Here is a 17,034-nt window from a genome sequence, read left to right on the forward strand (position 1 = left end):
CCACCGACTCAGAACCAGGCGGCCTCCATGTCCAGTGTGGTGCGGTCGAGGCTGTCGAGCAGGTCCAGTTGCGGGCCCGTCTTGGGCAACTCGTAGCGGTAGAAGAAGCGCGCGGCCTGCCGCTTGCCCTCGTAGAAGTCGCCGTCGGCCCCGGCGGCGGCCAGCACCTGCTCGAGCCAGATCCAGGCGACGACGATGTGGCCGGCCGCCTCGAGGTAGATCGACGAGTTCGCCAGTGCCACAGCGGCATCCCCGTCGGCCCAGAGCCGTTGAGTGGTCTCGACAAGTCGCTGGAGCGCACTCGCCAGCTCGTCGGCGTACCCGGCGGCGTCACCACCCGCGGCGCGGGCGCGCTCGACCGTGGCACCGATGGTCTCGGCCAGCAGCGCCAGGCCGGCCCCGCCCTGCATCACCACCTTGCGACCCAACAGGTCCAGGCCCTGGACGCCGTGCGTGCCCTCGTGGATCGGGTTGAGCCGGTTGTCGCGGTAGAACTGCTCGACGTCGTAGTCGCGGGTGTAGCCGTAGCCGCCGTGCACCTGGATCGCGAGGCTGTTCGCCTCCAGGCACCACTGCGACGGCCAGCTCTTCGCGATCGGCGTCAGCACGTCCAGCAGCAGCGTCGCCCGGGCCGAGTCCGCGGCGTCCGCGGCCGTGTCCTGCTCGTCCACGAGCTTGGAGCAGTACAGGCCGAGCGCCAGCGCGCCCTCGACATAGGCCTTCTGCGCCAACAGCATTCGCCGGACATCCGCGTGGCGGATCAGCGGCACCGGGGGCGACGTGGGGTCCTTGTCGTCGGCGGCCCGACCCTGGGTCCGGGTGCGGGCGTACTCGACCGACTGCAGGTACCCGGCGTAGCCGAGGGAGATGGCGAGGAATCCGACGCCGATCCGCGCCTCGTTCATCATGTGGAACATGTAGGACAGGCCCTTGTTCGGCTCCCCGACCAGGTGGCCCACCGCGCCCGCCCGGCCGCCCGGCGTGTGGGTGCCGTCGCCGAAGTTGAGCAGGGTGTTGGTGGTGCCGCGGTTGCCCATCTTGTGGTTCAGGCCCACCAGGGTGACGTCGTTGCGCTCTCCCAGCCCGCCCTCGCCGTCGGGCAGCACCTTCGGCACCACGAACAGCGAGATCCCCTTGACGCCGGCCGGCCCGCCCGGGATCTTCGCCAGCACCAGGTGCACGATGTTCTCGGACAGTTCGTGGTCGCCGCCGGAGATCCACATCTTGGTCCCGGTCAGCCGGTAGCTGCCGTCCTCCTGCGGCTCGGCCCGGGTGGTGATGTCCGCCAGGGACGAGCCGGCCTGCGGCTCGGACAGGCACATGGTGCCGAAGTAGCGACCCTCGAGCATCGGGCGCACGTAGGTGTCGATCAGCTCCGGGGAGCCGTGCGCGACGATGAGGTTGGCGTTGCCGATGGTCAGGAACGCGTACGAGGAGGTGCTCGCGTTCGCCGCCTGGAACCACGCGAACGAGGCCCGCGCGACCACGGTGGGCAACTGCATGCCGCCGAGGGACTCGTCGAACTGTCCGGCGGTCAGCCCGGCCCGACCGAACAGGTCCAGCGCCTCCTTGACCTCGGGGATCAGCTCGACGGTGCCGTCCGGACGCATGGTCGGCTCGTTGGCGTCGGACTTCTTGTTGTGCGGCGCGAACTGCTTCGTCGCCATGTCCGCGCACAGGTCCAGCACCGCGTCGAAGGTCTCCTTCGAGTGCTCCTCGAACCGCGGCCGGGCGGTCAACGAGGTGACGTCGAGCCACTCGTAGAGCAGGAAGTCGAGATCTCGGCGCGAGAGGGCGGGCGTGGTCATGGGGAGGTCCTTCCGGCGGCGGGTCGACATGTCCTACTAAGCGCTTACTTAGTATCCCCGCGTGGTGCATGATGTCAAGAGATCACCCACCGCCACGATCACCGAGGAATTTCGCCATGACCCCAGGACCGGCCCCCGCCGTGGGCCTCGACGAGTCCGTCGCAGCACTGTTCCCCGACGTCACCTCGGACGTCGCGCGGCGCCTGATCGCGTCCGCCGTCGACTGCTTCGCCACCCGCGGYTATCACGGCACCACCACCCGGGACATCTCCGAGGGCGCCGGCCTGAGCCCCGCCGCGCTCTACGTGCACTTCAGCACCAAGGAGCAGGTGCTGTTCCAGTGCAGCCTGGTGGGCCACCAGGGGGTCCTCACCGCCATTCGTGCCGCGGTCTCGGAGCACACCGCCCCCGCCGACCGGCTGCGTGAACTGGTGCGCGCCTTCACCCTCTGGCATGCCCGCTACCACACCATGTGCCGGGTCGCTCAGTACGAACTCTCGGCCCTGACCCCGGAACACCACGAGACGGTCGCGGTCATCCGTCGCGATACGGAACGCTTTGTGCGGGAGGAGATTCAGCGTGGCGTGGACAGCGGGGACTTCGTCGTCCCCGAGGTGTCCAGCGCCGCACTGGCGATCCTCTCGATGGGCATCGACGTGGCCCGCTGGTTCCAGCCCGGACGGGCGGATCCGGCGACTCTTGCAGACCACTACGCGGCGCTCGCCACCGCGATGGTCACCGGGCCCTGACGTCGCCGGGCCCCGACAATGCCGAACGGGCGGCTACCGGGGAGGCCTCTCGGCCGTTGTCCCGGTAACCGCCCGTTCGGGGTGGTCGATCAGTTGGTGCGCTTGCCGAACCGCAGCTTCCACGGCACCAGCGCGGACTCGAGCTGCACGCCGAGGCTCATCTTGGACACGCCGATGCTGCGCTCCTCGAACTTGATCGGCACCTCGGCAATGGTCATGCCGTGCTGGACGGTGCGGTAGTTCATCTCCACCTGGAAGGCGTAGCCGTTGCACTGCACCGACTCGACGTCGATCGCACGGAGGGTCTGCGCGTGCCACGCCTTGAAGCCCGCGGTCGCGTCCTTGACGCCGAGACGCAGGATGGCGTTGACGTAGAAGTTCGCCCACGCCGACAGCGCCTTGCGGTGCCACGGCCAGTCGCTCGCGACCGCGCCGCCCTCGACGTACCGAGACCCGAGCACCACCGCGGCGTCCGTCGTCGTCAGCTTCTCGACCATGGCCGGGATCGCCGTGGTGGGGTGCGAGAGGTCCGCGTCCATCTGGATCACGATGTCCGCACCCTCGGCCAGCGCCCGGCTCATCCCGGCGACGTAGGCGCGCCCCAGGCCGTCCTTGACGGTCCGGTGCAGCACCGCGACGGGAATCGGTCCGTCGGCCGCGAGGGCGTCCGCAACGGCGCCGGTGCCGTCCGGGGAGTTGTCGTCGACGACCAGGACATGCAGGTTCGGGAGCCGGAGCGCCGCGAGCAGGTCCACGATCTTCGGCAGGTTGTCGCGCTCGTTGTAGGTCGGCACAACGACGGTGATCTTCGGGGCGACGCTGTTCATACCAACCTTCATTTGATCTGTGATCCCGACTGTCGTGAGGTGCTACGACGAGTGCGGTCGCGAACAAATCACAAATCCTACTACCGGGTCCACCCCGGTACGCCAGCCAGGCATCCTCCGGCCCAGGTGGGCGGGCGGTCTGCGAGAAGTCTCCCTACCCGATGCCGGGGATGAATCCCGGGTAGACGAAGTGACCCGGGCCACCGCCGGGCATGTTCGAGCCGGTCGAGCCGGGGAAGTCGTAGGCGAGCTGGACCAGCTTGTGCGGGTTCCCGTTCTGGTCGGCCTGCCAGCAGCCCAACTTGACCCCGTGGAACGCCTCGCAGACGATCCGGGTACTGGTACCGAACGGCGAGGTGAGCCGATCCTCGCTGACGAAGGGGTTCCAGTAGTCGAGGTCGGTCGGCGTCAGGAACTCATCGGGTAGGGCGTCGTACGGGGCGGTCGGGCTGGGGTACGGAGGCGTCGTCGGCCACTCGTCCGCCGCAGCGGTCCCTGCTGCCCCCAGGAGGGCGGTGGCGGCGACGGCCGCGGTCGCGGCGAACCGGGCGGTGCGGCGGGTGCTGGTGCTCATGTCAGACCTCTCCTCGACGGGCGTTCGGTCGGCGTGTCCACTCAAGCGTGAGGCCCGCACCGATCGCCCTCGGAAAGGCGATCGGTGCGGGGCAACGAATGGCATCGACACAATGCACATCGCTGGAGGAGAGGACGGGGTTACACACGCAAGCGAGGCCGCGGCCGCCGCGGAGGCGATAGCGTCGAACCGAACCGGGGGACCTACCGCCGACGCGACACAAGACGAGGCCGCCATGCACAGCAACCGGACCGATGCCGCACCCGCCGACCTGGTGCTGTTCGGCGACGTCGTCACCATGGACGAGGCGCGGCCGCGGGCGCGGGCGGTGGCGGTGCGCGACGGCAGGATCGCGGCCGTCGGGGAACGCGCCGAGGTCGAGACACTGATCGGACCCGCCACCACCACCGTCGACGTCGGCGCGGCCTGCGTCCTGCCCGGATTCGTCGAACCGCACGGACATCCCCTCGAGGAGGCGATCGTACTGGGCCCGGCCGTCGTCGACATCCGGCCGGTCACGATGCCCGACGCCGACGACGTCGTGCGCGCCGTCCACGACGCGGTCCGCACCGCTGGTTCCGCCGGCGCTTTCCTCAACGGCTGGGATCCACTGTTGCAGAAGGGGTTACCCGATCCCAACCGCGACTGGCTCGATGCGGTCGCGCCGGAGCACCCGCTGGTGATCATGCACAACTCCGGCCACGTCGCCTACTTCAACACCGCCGCCGCGACGGCCGCCGGGGTCGATCGAGACACCCCGGACCCGGTGGGCGGCTCGTACGGCCGGGACGCGGCGGGCGAACTCGACGGTGCCGCCTACGAGACGCCGGCCGTCTTCACGGTCGCGGGGCACGCGATGGCCGTCGGAGACGACTTCCCCGCACTGGTGGCCGCGGAGTGCGCGCGCCTGAACGCCGCCGGGATCACCACGATCGGCGAGATGTCGTTCGACCCGCGAATGCGACAGACCCTCAACGCAATCGCCGCCACCGGCGCCCTGACGACACGGCTGCGCCTGTACGAGATGTCCAACCCCGAACGCACCACCGACGCCACTCCGGGCGAGGGCGACGACCTGGTGCGTCAGGTCGGCATCAAGGTCTGGTCGGACGGGTCACCCTGGGTCGGCAATGTCGCCACCAGCTTCCCGTACCTGGACACCGCCGCCACCCGCGCGCTCGGCATCGCCTGCACCCACGGCCACGCCAACTACACCGGCGAACAGATCCACGACATCAGTGCCGCCTACTTCGACAAGGGCTGGCAGATCGCCTGTCACGCCCACGGCGACGACGCGATCACGATGGTGCTCGACGCGTGGGAGCAGATGCTCCGGGAGAATCCGCGCGACGACCACCGCCTGCGCCTCGAACACGTCGGCGCGATGCGACCCGACCAGTTCCACCGCGCCACCGCACTGGGTGTGACGGTCAGCATCTTCGTCGACCACCTGCACTACTGGGGCGACGTCCTGGTCGACGACCTGTTCGGCCCAGGACACGGGAGCACCTGGGCCGCGGCCGGTTCCGCGCTGGCGGCCGGCCAGCGGTTCTCGTTCCACAACGACGGTCCGGTCACCCCCGCGAACCCGCTGCGGAACATCCACGACGCCGTCAACCGGCTCTCGCCCAGCGGTCGCGTCGTCGGCCCGGAGGAACGGATCCCGGTGGACGCGGCGCTGCGCGCCCAGACCGTGAACGCGGCCTGGCAGCTGCAGAGCGAGGACGTCGTCGGCTCCCTCTTCCCCGGCGCGCACGCGGACCTCGTCGTCCTCTCGGGAAACCCGCTCGAGGTGGATCCGGCCACCCTCGCGGACCTACAGGTGGTCGCCACCGTCTTCGGCGGTCGGACGGTCTACGGCCGGCTCGGGTAGTCCCGGTCCGCAAATGCAGACGCCGGCCACCCAGCGCCCGTTTCACCGTCGAACCCTCCCGGTGACCGGGAGAACTCACCAACTTCGCCAAAAACCGCTGCGCCGTCACGGAACATGTCCTCATCACATCCATGTGCAACACGCACGAGAGAGATGAGGTCACGATGACGCTGCAATCCAACTCCGACGCCGACCAGGTCCGGGTCATCGAGGCGGCGGCGGCCCCGACCCGGTTCGCCCGTGGCTGGCACTGCCTCGGTCTGCTGAAGTCCTTCCAGGACGGAAAGCCTCACGAGGTCAAGGCATTCGGAACCTCGCTGGTGGTCTTCGCGTCCGAGTCCGACGGCAAGATCAACGTCCTCGACGGGTTCTGCCGGCACATGGGCGGCAACCTCGCCCAGGGCACCGTCAAGGGCGACTCGATCGCCTGCCCGTTCCACGACTGGCGCTGGGCCGGCAACGGCAAGTGCAGCGGCATCCCGTACGCGCGCCGGGTGCCGCCGCTGGCGAAGACCCGGTCCTGGCCGACCCTCGAGCGCAACGGTCAGCTGTTCGTCTGGCACGACCCGCAGGGCAGCAMGCCCACCGACGAGGTGACCATCCCCGAGATCGAGGGCTACGGCACCGACGAGTGGACCGACTGGAGCTGGAACTCCATGCTGATCGAGGGCTCGCACTGCCGCGAGATCATCGACAACGTCGTGGACATGGCGCACTTCTTCTACGTGCACTACTCGATGCCGACCTACTTCAAGAACGTCTTCGAGGGCCACACCGCCACCCAGTTCATGATCTCCAAGCCGCGGGCGGACATCGACAACGGCACCAACTACGACGACCCGAACTCGCACCTGAGTTCCGACGCGTCGTACCACGGCCCGTCGTACATGATCGACCGGATCCTCAACGAGGTGAACGGGATGACGATCGAGACCATCCTGATCAACTCCCACTACCCGGTCTCCGACAACTCCTTCCTGCTGCAGTACGGCGCGATGGTGCGCAAGCTCCCGGGCCTGTCCGAGGAGGAGAACAACGGCATCGGGTCGCAGTTCATCACCGGGCTGGAGATCGGTTTCGAGCAGGACATCGAGATCTGGAAGAACAAGTCGCCCATCGACAACCCGCTGCTCTCCGAGGAGGACGGCCCCGTCTACCAGCTTCGCCGCTGGTACAAGCAGTTCTACGTGGACGTCGAGGACGTCACCGAGGACATGACCGCACGGTTCGAGTTCGAGATCGACACCACCCGGGCCCTGCAGAGCTGGGACCAGGAGATCGCCGAGAACCTCGCCAAGGGCGCGCCGGCGTCCGCCGACGCCTGACGCAGACCGCGTCCCCAGCCACACACCGCAAGAGAAGACAAGGACACCGAAGATGAGCAACAGGCCACTCGACAACATCGCGGCCATCGCCGACCAGCTCCGCGACCAGGCCACCGAGGCCGAGCGTCTCGGTCAGCTCCCTGACGAGACCGCCAAGAAGCTCAAGGCCGCCGGACCGATGAAGCTGTTGCAGCCCAAGAAGTACGGCGGATTCGAGGCCCACCCGCGGGAGTTCTCGGAGACGGTGATGAAGGCCGCCTCGCTGGACCCCGCCACCGGCTGGGTGTGCGGCATCGTCGGTGTCCACCCGTGGCAGCTGGCGTTCGCGGACCCGAAGGTGCAGGAGGAGGTGTGGGGCCCGGACAACGACATCTGGATGGCCTCCCCCTACGCGCCCACCGGGATCGCGAAGCCGGTCGACGGCGGCTACATCTTCAACGGTCGCTGGCAGTTCTCCTCCGGCACCGACCACTGTGACTGGATCTTCCTCGGCGCCATGGAAGGCGACAAGGACGGCAACATGGCGCTGCCGCCGCGGATGCTGCACATGATCCTGCCGCGCAAGGACTACGAGATCGTCGAGGACTCCTGGAACGTGGTGGGCCTGCGGGGCACCGGCTCCAAGGACATCATCGTGCGCGACGCCTTCGTCCCGTCCTACCGGGTGATGGACGGCGACGAGGTGATCAACGGGACGGCGCAGAAGAACGCCGGCATGACCGAGACCCTGTACAAGATGCCGTGGTCCAACATGTTCCCGCTCGGCATCTCCTCCGCCGTCGTCGGCATCGCGGAGGGCGCGCTGGCCGCGCACCTGGACTACCAGCGCGACCGCGTCGGGGCGCAGGGCACCGCCGTCAAGGACGACCCGTACGTGCTCTTCGCAATCGGCGAGGCGGCCGCGGACATCAACGCGGCGCGGCAGGAACTGCTGGCCAACGTGGACCGGATGTGGGACATCGTCGAGTCCGGCCGCGAGGTCACCTTCGAGGAGCGGGCCGCCGGCCGCCGCACCCAGGTGCGGGCCGCGTGGCGTGCGGTCGGTGCCGTCGACCAGATCTTCGCGCGCTCCGGCGGCAACGCGCTGCGCATGGACAAGCCCCTGCAGCGGTACTGGCGCGACGCGCACGCCGGCCTGGCGCACGCGATCCACGTGCCCAGCACCGTGTACCACGCGTCGGCGCTGACCTCCCTCGGCATCGACCCCGCGGACAACCTCAAGTCGATGATCTGACCGTCTCTCTCGGCATCGAACTCCAAATACCAAGAAGGGCAGCAGAAATGACCGACATAAAGGGACTGGGATACATCAAGGTCCAGACCAACGACATGGAGCGCTGGCGCACGTTCGCCTTCGACGTGCTCGGCTTCGCCAAGGGCTCCGGCCCCGACGCCGACGCGCTCTACCTGCGGATGGACGAGCGGGCCGCCCGCATCGTCGTGGTCCCGGGCGAGTCCGACGAGATCGTCACCATCGGCTGGGAGGTCCGCGACCATGCCGCCCTGGTCCGGGTCACCGAGGCCGTCGAGCGGGCGGGCATCGCGGTCAAGCCGCTCTCGGTCGAGGAGGCCGACGCCCGCCGCGTCGAGGAGGTCGTCACCTTCCAGGACCCGGCCGGCGCGACGCTGGAGATCTTTCACGGCGCCGTGCTCGACCACAGCCCTGTGGTGACCCCGTTCGGCGCCAAGTTCGTCACCGGCGCACAGGGTCTCGGTCACGTCGTGCTCCCGACGATGGACCCGAACGGCGCCTTCGACTTCTACACCGATGTGCTCGGCTTCCTGCCCCGCGGCGCGTTCCGGATCCCGGCACCGCCGGAGTTCGGGCCGATGCGGGTGCGCTTCATGGGCGTCAACGAGCGCCACCACAGCCTGGCGCTGTGCCCCGCGCCGCACGGCGGAGCGCCCGGCCTGGTGCACGTGATGGTCGAGGTGGACACCCTGGACGCGGTCGGACAGGCGCTGGACCGGGTGGTCAAGGACGGCTTCTCGGTGTCCTCGACGCTGGGCCGGCACACCAACGACAAGATGGTCTCGTTCTACGTCCGCGCCCCCGGTGGCTGGGACGTCGAGTTCGGCACCGAGGGCATGAAGGTCGACGAGAAGTACTACTCCGCGGAGGAGATCACCGCGGACAGCTACTGGGGCCACGACTGGTCCGGCAGCGAGCCGCTCGCGGCGATGTAGGTCKTAACGCACAGGTCACAACGCACAGGTAGCACCGTCAGGGGCCCCGGGTCGAGTCATTCGACCCGGGGCCTTTTCGCGTGTGCGATTCGTCCGGTTCCGAAATTGGGGTGTGACAGCCGACACCTCCCGTGGTATCAATAGGTATATTCCTAATCGAAACACCATGGTCGGACCCCCTGCCGATCACCGTGCGAACCTGGAGGACCCACATGACCACACAGGTCGAGACCAGTACCCCGAGCGCCGTCCTTGATCGCGTCTCGCTGGTGCTGGACGCCTTCGACGGTCCGGGCCGGCTGACGCTCGCGCAGATCGTCCGCCGCACCGGGCTGCCGCGGTCCTCCGCTCACCGGATGCTCGAGCGCCTGGTGCAGATGCGGTGGCTGCGTCGTCAGGGCCGTGACTACGAGCTGGGCATGCGGCTGGTGGAGTTGGGTTCGCTGGCCGTGCACCAGGACCGGATGCACCGCGCGGCGCTGCCCTTCCTGCACGAGCTGCACCGGGTGACCGGTCAGGTGGTGCACCTGGCCATCCTCGACGGGTCCGACGTGGTCTACCTCGAGAAGATCGGCGGCCGGATGGCGGCGGCCATCCCGACTCGGGTCGGCGGCCGCTACCCCGCGCACTGCACCGCCGTCGGCAAGGCGCTGCTCGGGTTCGCCACCGATGCCGAGCTGGCCGCGGTGGACGCCGACCTGCTGGCCCGCAAGACCAAGTACTCCATCTCCACCGGCGCCCAGCTGCGCACCGAACTCGAGAAGGTCCGCGCCCACGGCATCGCCTACGAGCGGGAGGAGTCGGTGCCGGGCTTCAGCTGTGTGGCGGCGCCGATCGGCAACATCGGCGAGGCGATCGCGGCGGTCTCGATCTGCGGACCCGTCACCGCGATGCGGCTCGACCACCGGCTCGCCGCCCCCGTGCGGATGGCCGCGATGGGGATCTGGCGCAACATCGAGGGCGGCCCGGTGCGGGTGCAGCCCACCCTGCAGCAGCAGTCCCGGCCGCTGCTCGGCGGCCCGTCCGCCGTCCGCACCCGGCCCGCCGCGATCGCGCCGACGCAGGACCTGCAGTACGCATGAGTCTCGATGCGGAGGTGGCGGCGCTGCTCGGCGCGCTGAACACCGGATTCCCGAAGGTCGAGACCATGACCGGGGCACAGGCCCGGGCCGCCGTCCGGGCGCGACTCCAGTTGCCTGCCGAACCGGAGCCCGTCGGCGGTCTCGTCGAGGCAGCCGTGCCCGGCCCCGCCGGCGTGATTCCGGTCCGGATCTACCGCCCCGCAGGCACTTCCGACGCCGCACTTCCGGCGGTGGTGTTCGCGCACGGTGGCGGGTTCGTGTTCTGTGACCTCGACACCCACGACGGCTTCTGCCGTGCGATGTCCAACGGCACCGGCGCGGTGGTGGTCTCGGTGGACTACCGGCTGGCGCCGGAGGCCCCGTGGCCCGCGGCGGCCGAGGACGTCTACGCGGTGCTCGACTGGGTACACCGCGGGGCCGTGGAGCTCGGCGTCGATCCCGACCGGATCGCGGTGGCCGGCGACAGTGCGGGCGGCAACCTCGCCGCGGTGACCGCACTGCTCACCCGTGACCGCGGCGGTCCGGCGCTGGCGGCGCAGGCGCTGCTGTACCCGGTGATCGCCGCGGACTTCGAGACCGAGTCGTACCGGGCCTACGGCGAGGGCTACTTCAACACCCGCGCCGCGATGCAGTGGTACTGGGACCAGTACGTGCCGGTCGCCGACCGGGAGCACCCGTACGCCTCACCGATCCGGGCGCAGCTGGCCGGCCTGGCGCCGGCCGTGGTGCTGACCGCGGGCTTCGACCCGCTCTGCTCGGAGGGCGACGCCTATGCGGAAGCGCTTGCCGCGGAAGGTGTTCCGGTGACCCATCGGTGCTACGACGGGGCCATCCACGGGTTCGCCACGATCGGTGCGCTCACGATCGCCCGGCGCGCGCAGAAGCAGCTGTGGGCGGACCTGTCCGAGCTGCTCGGCGGCGTCGAACGCTGACGGCGGTCCGGTCGGCGGGTCGCCGTCAATCCAGGTCGGGGTTCTCCTCCTCGGTCTCCTGGGCGACCTGCCGCCAGACGCCGGGGGCCGGCTTCGGGAAGCCGGCGTCGTCCCCGTCCTTCACCTGGGCGAGGACGGCGTCGGCCTTGTCGATGTCGGCGATCAGCTGCTCGGCCAGCTCCCGTTCCGCGGCGTAGTAGCGCTCCGACCACCGCAGCACGATCTGCGAGTACGCCCACGCGGGTTCCTTGTCCGCGCCCAGGGCGTCGGCGGCCGCGCGGCGTTCCATCTTCTTCACGTACTCGATGTGCTCGCGCAGGATTTCCTTGAGCCGGGCCGGCTCGTTGAGGTGTCCGAGCCAGATGCGGAGCATCACACCGTGTTTGAGGATCGGCGGGTCGATCGGCGCCTCGTTGGACCACCGGCGCACCGCCTCGGTGCCCGATTCGGTGATCTTGTACAGCCGCCGGCCGCGCACGCCGTTGTCGTGCTGGACCCGGGAGGTGACGAACCCGTGCGTCTCGAGCTTCTTCAGCTCGGTGTACACCTGGCTGAAGGACGGGCTCCAGTAGAAGAACTTGATGGACCAGTCGGCCCACTTCTTCAGGTCGTAGCCGGAGAGTTCCTCGTCGAACGCGAGCATGCCGAGTACGGCCCAGCTCGTCGCGGGGAGGTTGGGTAGATCCGACTCGGGGGCCGATTCGGTCGATGGCACCGGCCAATGCTATCAATCGGTATTCGCGTCGCAGCAGGTCGTGAGACCACTGACCGGGACACCGGATGGTGCGTTCCGCTGCAGCACCCGATTCTGGTCGTGCACATTCTGTCAGGAGGAGACACCCATGAGCGCAGAGATCACCGTCGTCGACGAGACCGCCCTTTCGGCCCCCGATGCCGCCACTCTGAGGAAGGTGATGGGGCACTTCTGCACGGGCGTCGCGGTCATCGCGGCCCACGACGGCGACCGGCCGCTCGGCTTCGCCTGCCAGTCGGTGGTGTCGGTGTCCCTGGAGCCGCCGTACATCTCGTTCTGCCCCGCCAAGACCTCCACCAGCTGGCCGCTGCTGCGCGAGGCCGGCAAGCTGTGCATCAACATCCTGGCCGCCGACCAGAAGGACGTCTGCTCGACCTTCGCGGTCAGCGGCGGCGACAAGTTCGCCCAGGTCGACTGGGCCCCGGCCGACAACGGCGCCCCCGCGCTGGCCGGTGCGCTGGCCCGGATCGAGGCGACCGTCGAGCTCGAGCACGACGCGGGCGACCACACCATCGTGCTGGCCCGCATCACCGGCCTCACCGCGGACGCGGACGGCAGCCCCCTGTTGTTCTTCAAGGGCGGCTTCGGCGGCTTCGCGGTCTGATCCGCCGGAACGTGCCTGCGTGAGATCGTGTCAGGCGGGGCGGCCGCCGGTCGCCCCGCCTTCCGGTCTCCACCACTGACGACAGGGACGTTCGAATGAGCATCGACCACATCGTGCCCGCGCTCGATGCCGCCGCTGCGGCCCGGATCCGGGCGGCCCTCGAGACGCTGCCCGACGCGGCGCCCGCGGAGTCGGAGGTGGTCGTCGACGGCGTCGCCGTCCCGGTCCCCGCGTCCGTGCGCGAGGCCGTCCTGCAGCTGCTCACGCACCTGGGTGCCGGCGAGGGCGTCGGCCTCGGACCGGTCGCCGACCTGCTCACCACCTCGCAGGCGGCCGAGGTCCTCGGCGTCTCCGACACCTACGTGCGGCGGCTCGCCGACGCGAAGGAACTGCCGATCGAACTCCGCGGGACCCACCGGCGCTTCCGGCTCGCCGACGTGATGGCGTACCGGGCACGGTTTCCGCGCACCAAGTAGGCGTCAGCGGGCGCGTCTGTCCGCCAGTTCCCGCAGCGCCCGGCGCGACGGCTTGCCCGACGCCAGCCGCGGCAGCTCCGCCAGCGTGATCACCGCCGCGGGCACCTTGTAGCCGGCCAGCTCGGCCCGGCAGCGGTCCAGCAGGTCCCGCACGGACACGGTCTGCCCGGGCACCGGCACCACGTAGGCGACGCCGCGTTCGCCCAGCCGTTCGTCCGGCACCCCCACCACCGCGACCTCCGCGACCGCGGGCGCCCGGCTCAGCACCTGCTCGACCTCCGAGGGGTAGACGTTGAAGCCGCCGACGATGAAGGTGTCGCCCAGGCGGTCGACGATCCGCAGCTCCCCCGCGGCGTCCAGCACCCCGACGTCGCCGGTGTGCAGCCAGCCGTCTGGGTCGATCGCCGCCGCGGTGGCGTCCGGGTCCTCGTAGTAGCCGCTGGTCACGTTGAACCCGCGTACCAGCACCTCCCCCGCCGTGCCCGTGTCGAGGGGCCGGCCGGTGGCGTCGACCACCCGCAGCTCGACGCCGGGCAGCGGCGGCGCGCCGAGCGCGGCGGCGCTGGTGTCGCTCGACGGGTACCGCGCGCTGACGGTGCCGGTGGTCTCCGTCAACCCGTAGCCCGTCACGATCAGCTCGATCCCGAGCACGTCGCGGATCCGGTCCAGCAGTGCCGCGGTGACCGTGGTGGCACCGGTGACGGCGAGCCGCGGCGGCCGGTAGGCGCCGGCGCCGGCGCTCTGTAGCGCGCCCATCAGGTCGGTGAACAGGGTCGGCGGCCCGGAGAGCACGGTGATCGACTCCTGGCCGATCCGGTTCAGCGTGGTCACCGGATCGAAGACGTCGACCGCGACGTAGCAGCCGCCGGAGAGCAGCGTGGCCAGCAGTCCCGCGTTCAGGCCCATCGAGTGCGAGAGCGGGGTCACGCCGAGGATCCGGTCGCCGCTGCCGATGCCGAGGCGCCGCGCGAGGTCGTGGTACACCCGCAGCAACTGCCCGTGCCGCACCACCACGCCCTTGGCGTCCCCGGTGGACCCGGAGGTGGACATGACGTACGCGATGTCGTCAGGGCCGGGTGTACCGCCGTCGCCGGGCCTCAGGTCCACCCGGCGCGGCGCCGCGGCGGCCGCGAGGAACTGCGCCCAACTGGTCAGGTGGGCGTCGGGTTCGTTGAAGAAGTCGACGATCTGGCGCAGCCCGGGCAGGTCGCGCACCGGGCCGTCGGTGCCGGTGCCGCCGGCCGCCGCCCGGAGCATCGCCGAGTACCCGGTGCCGAGGAAGTCGTCCGCGACGAACAGCAGCCGGGCGTCGGTGCGGCGGAGCAGTCGGGCGGCCTCGCCGCCGCGGGCCCGGGTGTTGATCGGCACCACCACCGCGCCGATCGAGTGCGCACCCAGCGCGACGACGCCCCAGCGGACGGAGTTCGGCGCCCACAGCGCCACCCGGTCGCCGCGCCGGACGCCCGCGGCGGTCATTGCCGTGCCGACCTGGAATGCGGCTGCCGTGAGGCCCTCGTAGGTCAGCCTCTCCCGTCCGTCCACGACGGCCTCGCGGTCGGCATGCCGTCGTGCGGCCTGCACCAGCACCGTCCACACGGAGCCCGTTGTGAGCTCGCCGACCTCCATGAATCTGGAAGGTACCCGAGTTCGGAGATCGGCGGCACCCCCTCGGATTGCTCCCGCTGGGCGGGAAGCGGGGGCACCGCGCAGGGGCCTGAGTGTCTACCGTCACAGTTCATCACAGCCACACAGCCCGGGAGAGATCATGGCCTCAGCAGACGACATTCGCGCCACCGTGTCGAAGTACCTCGATGCGGTGGGCGGCGGCACCTCCGCCGATGTCGCCGCCCTGTACGCGGACGACGCGACGCTCGAGGACCCCGTGGGCACCGAGCCCAAGGTCGGCCGCGAGGCCATCGAGAAGTTCTACGCCGCGCTCGACGCGGTGCAGAACACCACCGAGCTGCTCACCGTCCGGGTCTCGGGCAACACCGCGGCGTTCCACTTCAGGGTGGTCACCGTCGCCGGGGAGCAGACCATCACGATCGAACCGATCGACGTCATGACGTTCGACGACCAGGCCCGCATCACGAGCATGCGCGCGATCTGGTCGCCGGACGACATGACGATCGTCTGACCCGAGAGAGAACGAACATGACTGCAAGCGAACAGAACTGGGACCACGAGGTCGACTTTCTCGTCGTCGGCAGCGGTTGTGGCGGTCTCACCGGCGCCCTGGCCGGCGCCGATCGCGGACTCGACACGTTGATCATCGAGAAGGCCACCGTCTACGGCGGCACCACCGCCCTGTCCGGCGGCAACATCTGGATCCCGAACAACCCGACGCTCACCCGCGAGGGGCTGGCCGACTCCCGCGAGGACGTGCGCCGCTACCTCGACGCCGTGGTCGGCGACACCGTGCCCTCGGCGAACCTCGACGCGTTCATCGACAACGGCCCGCAGACCATGGAGTTTCTCGAGAACACCAGCAGGCACCTGCGTTTCCAGTGGTGCACCGGGTACTCGGACTACCACCCGGAGCAGCCCGGCGGCCGCGCCGCCGGCCGCACGATCGAGCCGCTGCCGTTCGACCTCAAGGAGCTCGGCGAGGACGAGAAGCTGCTGCGTCCGGGTGCGCTGGCGACACCGGCGGGGCTGTACATCACCTCCAAGGAGTTCGCGAAGCTCAACATGGTGATGCGCACCTGGGCCGGCCGCCGTGCGGCGCTCGGTACCGGCTGGCGCGCGGTCAAGAGCCTGATCCTGCGTCGGCACATGGAGACCCTCGGGCAGGCGCTGATCGGCCGGCTGCGGCTGGCGGTCAAGGAGGCCGGCGTCCCGCTGTGGTTGGGCACCCCGATGCAGTCCCTGGTCACCGACGACTCCGGCGCGGTGGTCGGCGTGGTGGCCGAGCGCGGCGGCGTCCCGGTCCGGATCCGTACCCGCAAGGGCGTGCTGCTGGCCAGCGGCGGGTTCGAGCAGGGCGAGCAGATGCGCAAGCAGTACCTGCGCGAGGGCGGCAAGGAGAACTACAGCGCGGGCTCGGTGGACAACACCGGTGACGGCATCGTTGCGGGCGAACAGGCCGGTGCCGCACTGGATCTGATGGACGACGCCTGGTGGATGCCGTCGTTCCAGCGGCCCGACGGCATCATGCACGTGCTGGTCTCGGAGCGGTCCATCCCGCGGTCGATCATCGTCGACCAGTCGGGCCGCCGGTTCACCAACGAGGCCGCGCCGTACGTGACCTTCGTGCACGAGCAGATCGCCGGACGGCACGAGCCGATCTGGTTCATCTTCGACGGCAAGGCCAAGAACCGCTACCAGTTCGGCGGCGTCATGCCCGGCCAGAAGTTCCCGAAGTCGTGGTTCGCGACGGGGCTGATGCACCAGGCCGACACCCTCGGCGAACTAGCCTCGGCGATCGGCCTGCCGTCGGCGCAGCTGGCCGAGACGGTCCAGCGGTTCAACGGTTTTGCGCGGGACGGCAAGGACGAGGACTTCGGTCGCGGCGAGAGCGCGTACGACAACTACTACGGCGACCCGACCCTGCCGGCCCCGACCATGGACGTGCTCGACCAGGCGCCCTACTACGCGGTCCGGATGCAGGCGGGCGACCTGGGTACCAAGGGCGGACTGGTCTACAACGAGCACGCTCAGGTGCTGCGCGCGGACGGTTCGGTGATCGGCGGGCTCTACGCGACCGGCAACACCTCGGCCGCCGTGATGGGCAACGACTACGCGGGCGCCGGCGCCACCATCGGCCCCGCGATGGTGTTCGGCTACGTCGGGGCCCGGCACTGCGCCGCGTCCGAAAAGTCCGCGGACGACTAGGGATACGAG

The 17,034-nt window shown here is 69.8% G+C and carries 16 protein-coding genes; 11 read left to right on the plus strand and 5 right to left on the minus strand.

Annotation, left to right across the window (positions count from 1 at the left end; translation table 11 throughout):
* Positions 1-8: 8 nt before the first annotated feature.
* Positions 9-1,808: an acyl-CoA dehydrogenase gene (locus AC1DU4_RS03975; RefSeq protein WP_477837786.1), complete on the minus strand. Its 1,800-nt coding sequence runs from the start codon at positions 1,806-1,808 to the stop codon at positions 9-11.
* A 116-nt stretch (positions 1,809-1,924) separates the two neighbouring features.
* On the opposite strand from AC1DU4_RS03975, the gene AC1DU4_RS03980 reads away from it, so the two are divergent.
* Complete coding sequence (locus AC1DU4_RS03980) at positions 1,925-2,557, plus strand: TetR/AcrR family transcriptional regulator (RefSeq protein WP_477837787.1); 633 nt, start codon at positions 1,925-1,927, stop codon at positions 2,555-2,557.
* Between the two features lie 89 nt (positions 2,558-2,646).
* On the opposite strand, the gene AC1DU4_RS03985 is transcribed toward AC1DU4_RS03980, so the two are convergent.
* Together AC1DU4_RS03985 and AC1DU4_RS03990 are read right to left on the minus strand one after the other, a co-directional pair.
* Positions 2,647-3,384 carry a polyprenol monophosphomannose synthase gene (locus AC1DU4_RS03985; protein WP_477837788.1) on the minus strand — a complete coding sequence of 246 codons (738 nt, stop codon included), beginning with the start codon at positions 3,382-3,384 and terminating at the stop codon, positions 2,647-2,649.
* 154 nt (positions 3,385-3,538) lie between these two features.
* On the minus strand, positions 3,539-3,958 hold the full coding sequence (locus AC1DU4_RS03990) for a hypothetical protein (protein WP_477837789.1): 420 nt from the start codon (positions 3,956-3,958) through the stop codon (positions 3,539-3,541).
* A 235-nt stretch (positions 3,959-4,193) separates the two neighbouring features.
* Between AC1DU4_RS03990 and AC1DU4_RS03995 the strand changes: the two genes are divergently transcribed.
* The 6 genes from AC1DU4_RS03995 to AC1DU4_RS04020 all read left to right on the plus strand — a co-directional run bounded on the left by AC1DU4_RS03995 (position 4,194) and on the right by AC1DU4_RS04020 (position 11,357).
* Positions 4,194-5,831: an amidohydrolase gene (locus tag AC1DU4_RS03995; protein ID WP_477837790.1), complete on the plus strand. Its 1,638-nt coding sequence runs from the start codon at positions 4,194-4,196 to the stop codon at positions 5,829-5,831.
* 164 nt (positions 5,832-5,995) lie between these two features.
* Positions 5,996-7,156: a 3-ketosteroid-9-alpha-monooxygenase, oxygenase component gene (locus AC1DU4_RS04000; RefSeq protein WP_477837791.1), complete on the plus strand. Its 1,161-nt coding sequence runs from the start codon at positions 5,996-5,998 to the stop codon at positions 7,154-7,156.
* Between the two features lie 52 nt (positions 7,157-7,208).
* A complete protein-coding gene (locus AC1DU4_RS04005) occupies positions 7,209-8,390 on the plus strand; it encodes an acyl-CoA dehydrogenase family protein (protein ID WP_072846489.1) in 1,182 nt (393 codons plus the stop codon).
* A gap of 47 nt (positions 8,391-8,437) precedes the next feature.
* Complete coding sequence (bphC, locus tag AC1DU4_RS04010; RefSeq protein WP_072846488.1) at positions 8,438-9,343, plus strand: biphenyl-2,3-diol 1,2-dioxygenase; 906 nt, start codon at positions 8,438-8,440, stop codon at positions 9,341-9,343.
* Positions 9,344-9,555: 212 nt separating this feature from the next.
* Positions 9,556-10,425 (plus strand): IclR family transcriptional regulator, encoded by an 870-nt coding sequence (locus tag AC1DU4_RS04015; protein ID WP_072846487.1) that lies wholly within the window; start codon positions 9,556-9,558, stop codon positions 10,423-10,425.
* Positions 10,422-11,357, plus strand: coding sequence for an alpha/beta hydrolase (locus tag AC1DU4_RS04020; RefSeq protein WP_477837792.1), 936 nt, complete (start codon positions 10,422-10,424; stop codon positions 11,355-11,357). The genes AC1DU4_RS04015 and AC1DU4_RS04020 overlap by 4 nt, the downstream gene beginning before the upstream one ends.
* 25 nt (positions 11,358-11,382) lie before the next feature.
* Here AC1DU4_RS04020 and AC1DU4_RS04025 read toward each other — a convergent pair whose 3' ends face one another.
* Positions 11,383-12,000 (minus strand): PadR family transcriptional regulator, encoded by a 618-nt coding sequence (locus tag AC1DU4_RS04025; RefSeq protein ID WP_477837834.1) that lies wholly within the window; start codon positions 11,998-12,000, stop codon positions 11,383-11,385.
* A gap of 199 nt (positions 12,001-12,199) precedes the next feature.
* Between AC1DU4_RS04025 and AC1DU4_RS04030 the strand changes: the two genes are divergently transcribed.
* Positions 12,200-12,715 carry a flavin reductase family protein gene (locus AC1DU4_RS04030; RefSeq protein WP_477837793.1) on the plus strand — a complete coding sequence of 172 codons (516 nt, stop codon included), beginning with the start codon at positions 12,200-12,202 and terminating at the stop codon, positions 12,713-12,715.
* A 95-nt stretch (positions 12,716-12,810) separates the two neighbouring features.
* Entirely contained in the window at positions 12,811-13,191 is a 381-nt protein-coding gene (locus AC1DU4_RS04035; protein WP_477837794.1) for a helix-turn-helix domain-containing protein, read from the plus strand.
* A gap of 3 nt (positions 13,192-13,194) precedes the next feature.
* Here the strand turns inward: AC1DU4_RS04035 and AC1DU4_RS04040 are convergent, their stop codons facing one another.
* Complete coding sequence (locus AC1DU4_RS04040) at positions 13,195-14,817, minus strand: AMP-binding protein (protein ID WP_477837795.1); 1,623 nt, start codon at positions 14,815-14,817, stop codon at positions 13,195-13,197.
* A 139-nt stretch (positions 14,818-14,956) separates the two neighbouring features.
* Here AC1DU4_RS04040 and AC1DU4_RS04045 point away from each other — a divergent pair, with 139 nt between their 5' ends.
* Positions 14,957-15,328 carry a nuclear transport factor 2 family protein gene (locus AC1DU4_RS04045; protein WP_072846481.1) on the plus strand — a complete coding sequence of 124 codons (372 nt, stop codon included), beginning with the start codon at positions 14,957-14,959 and terminating at the stop codon, positions 15,326-15,328.
* Positions 15,329-15,345: 17 nt separating this feature from the next.
* The gene (locus AC1DU4_RS04050; protein ID WP_477837796.1) at positions 15,346-17,025 is read left to right on the plus strand and encodes an FAD-binding protein; all 1,680 of its coding nucleotides are present in this window, start codon (positions 15,346-15,348) and stop codon (positions 17,023-17,025) included.
* The last annotated feature ends 9 nt before the right edge of the window (positions 17,026-17,034 follow it).

The organism is Rhodococcus sp. P4_F5 (assembly GCF_056401315.1).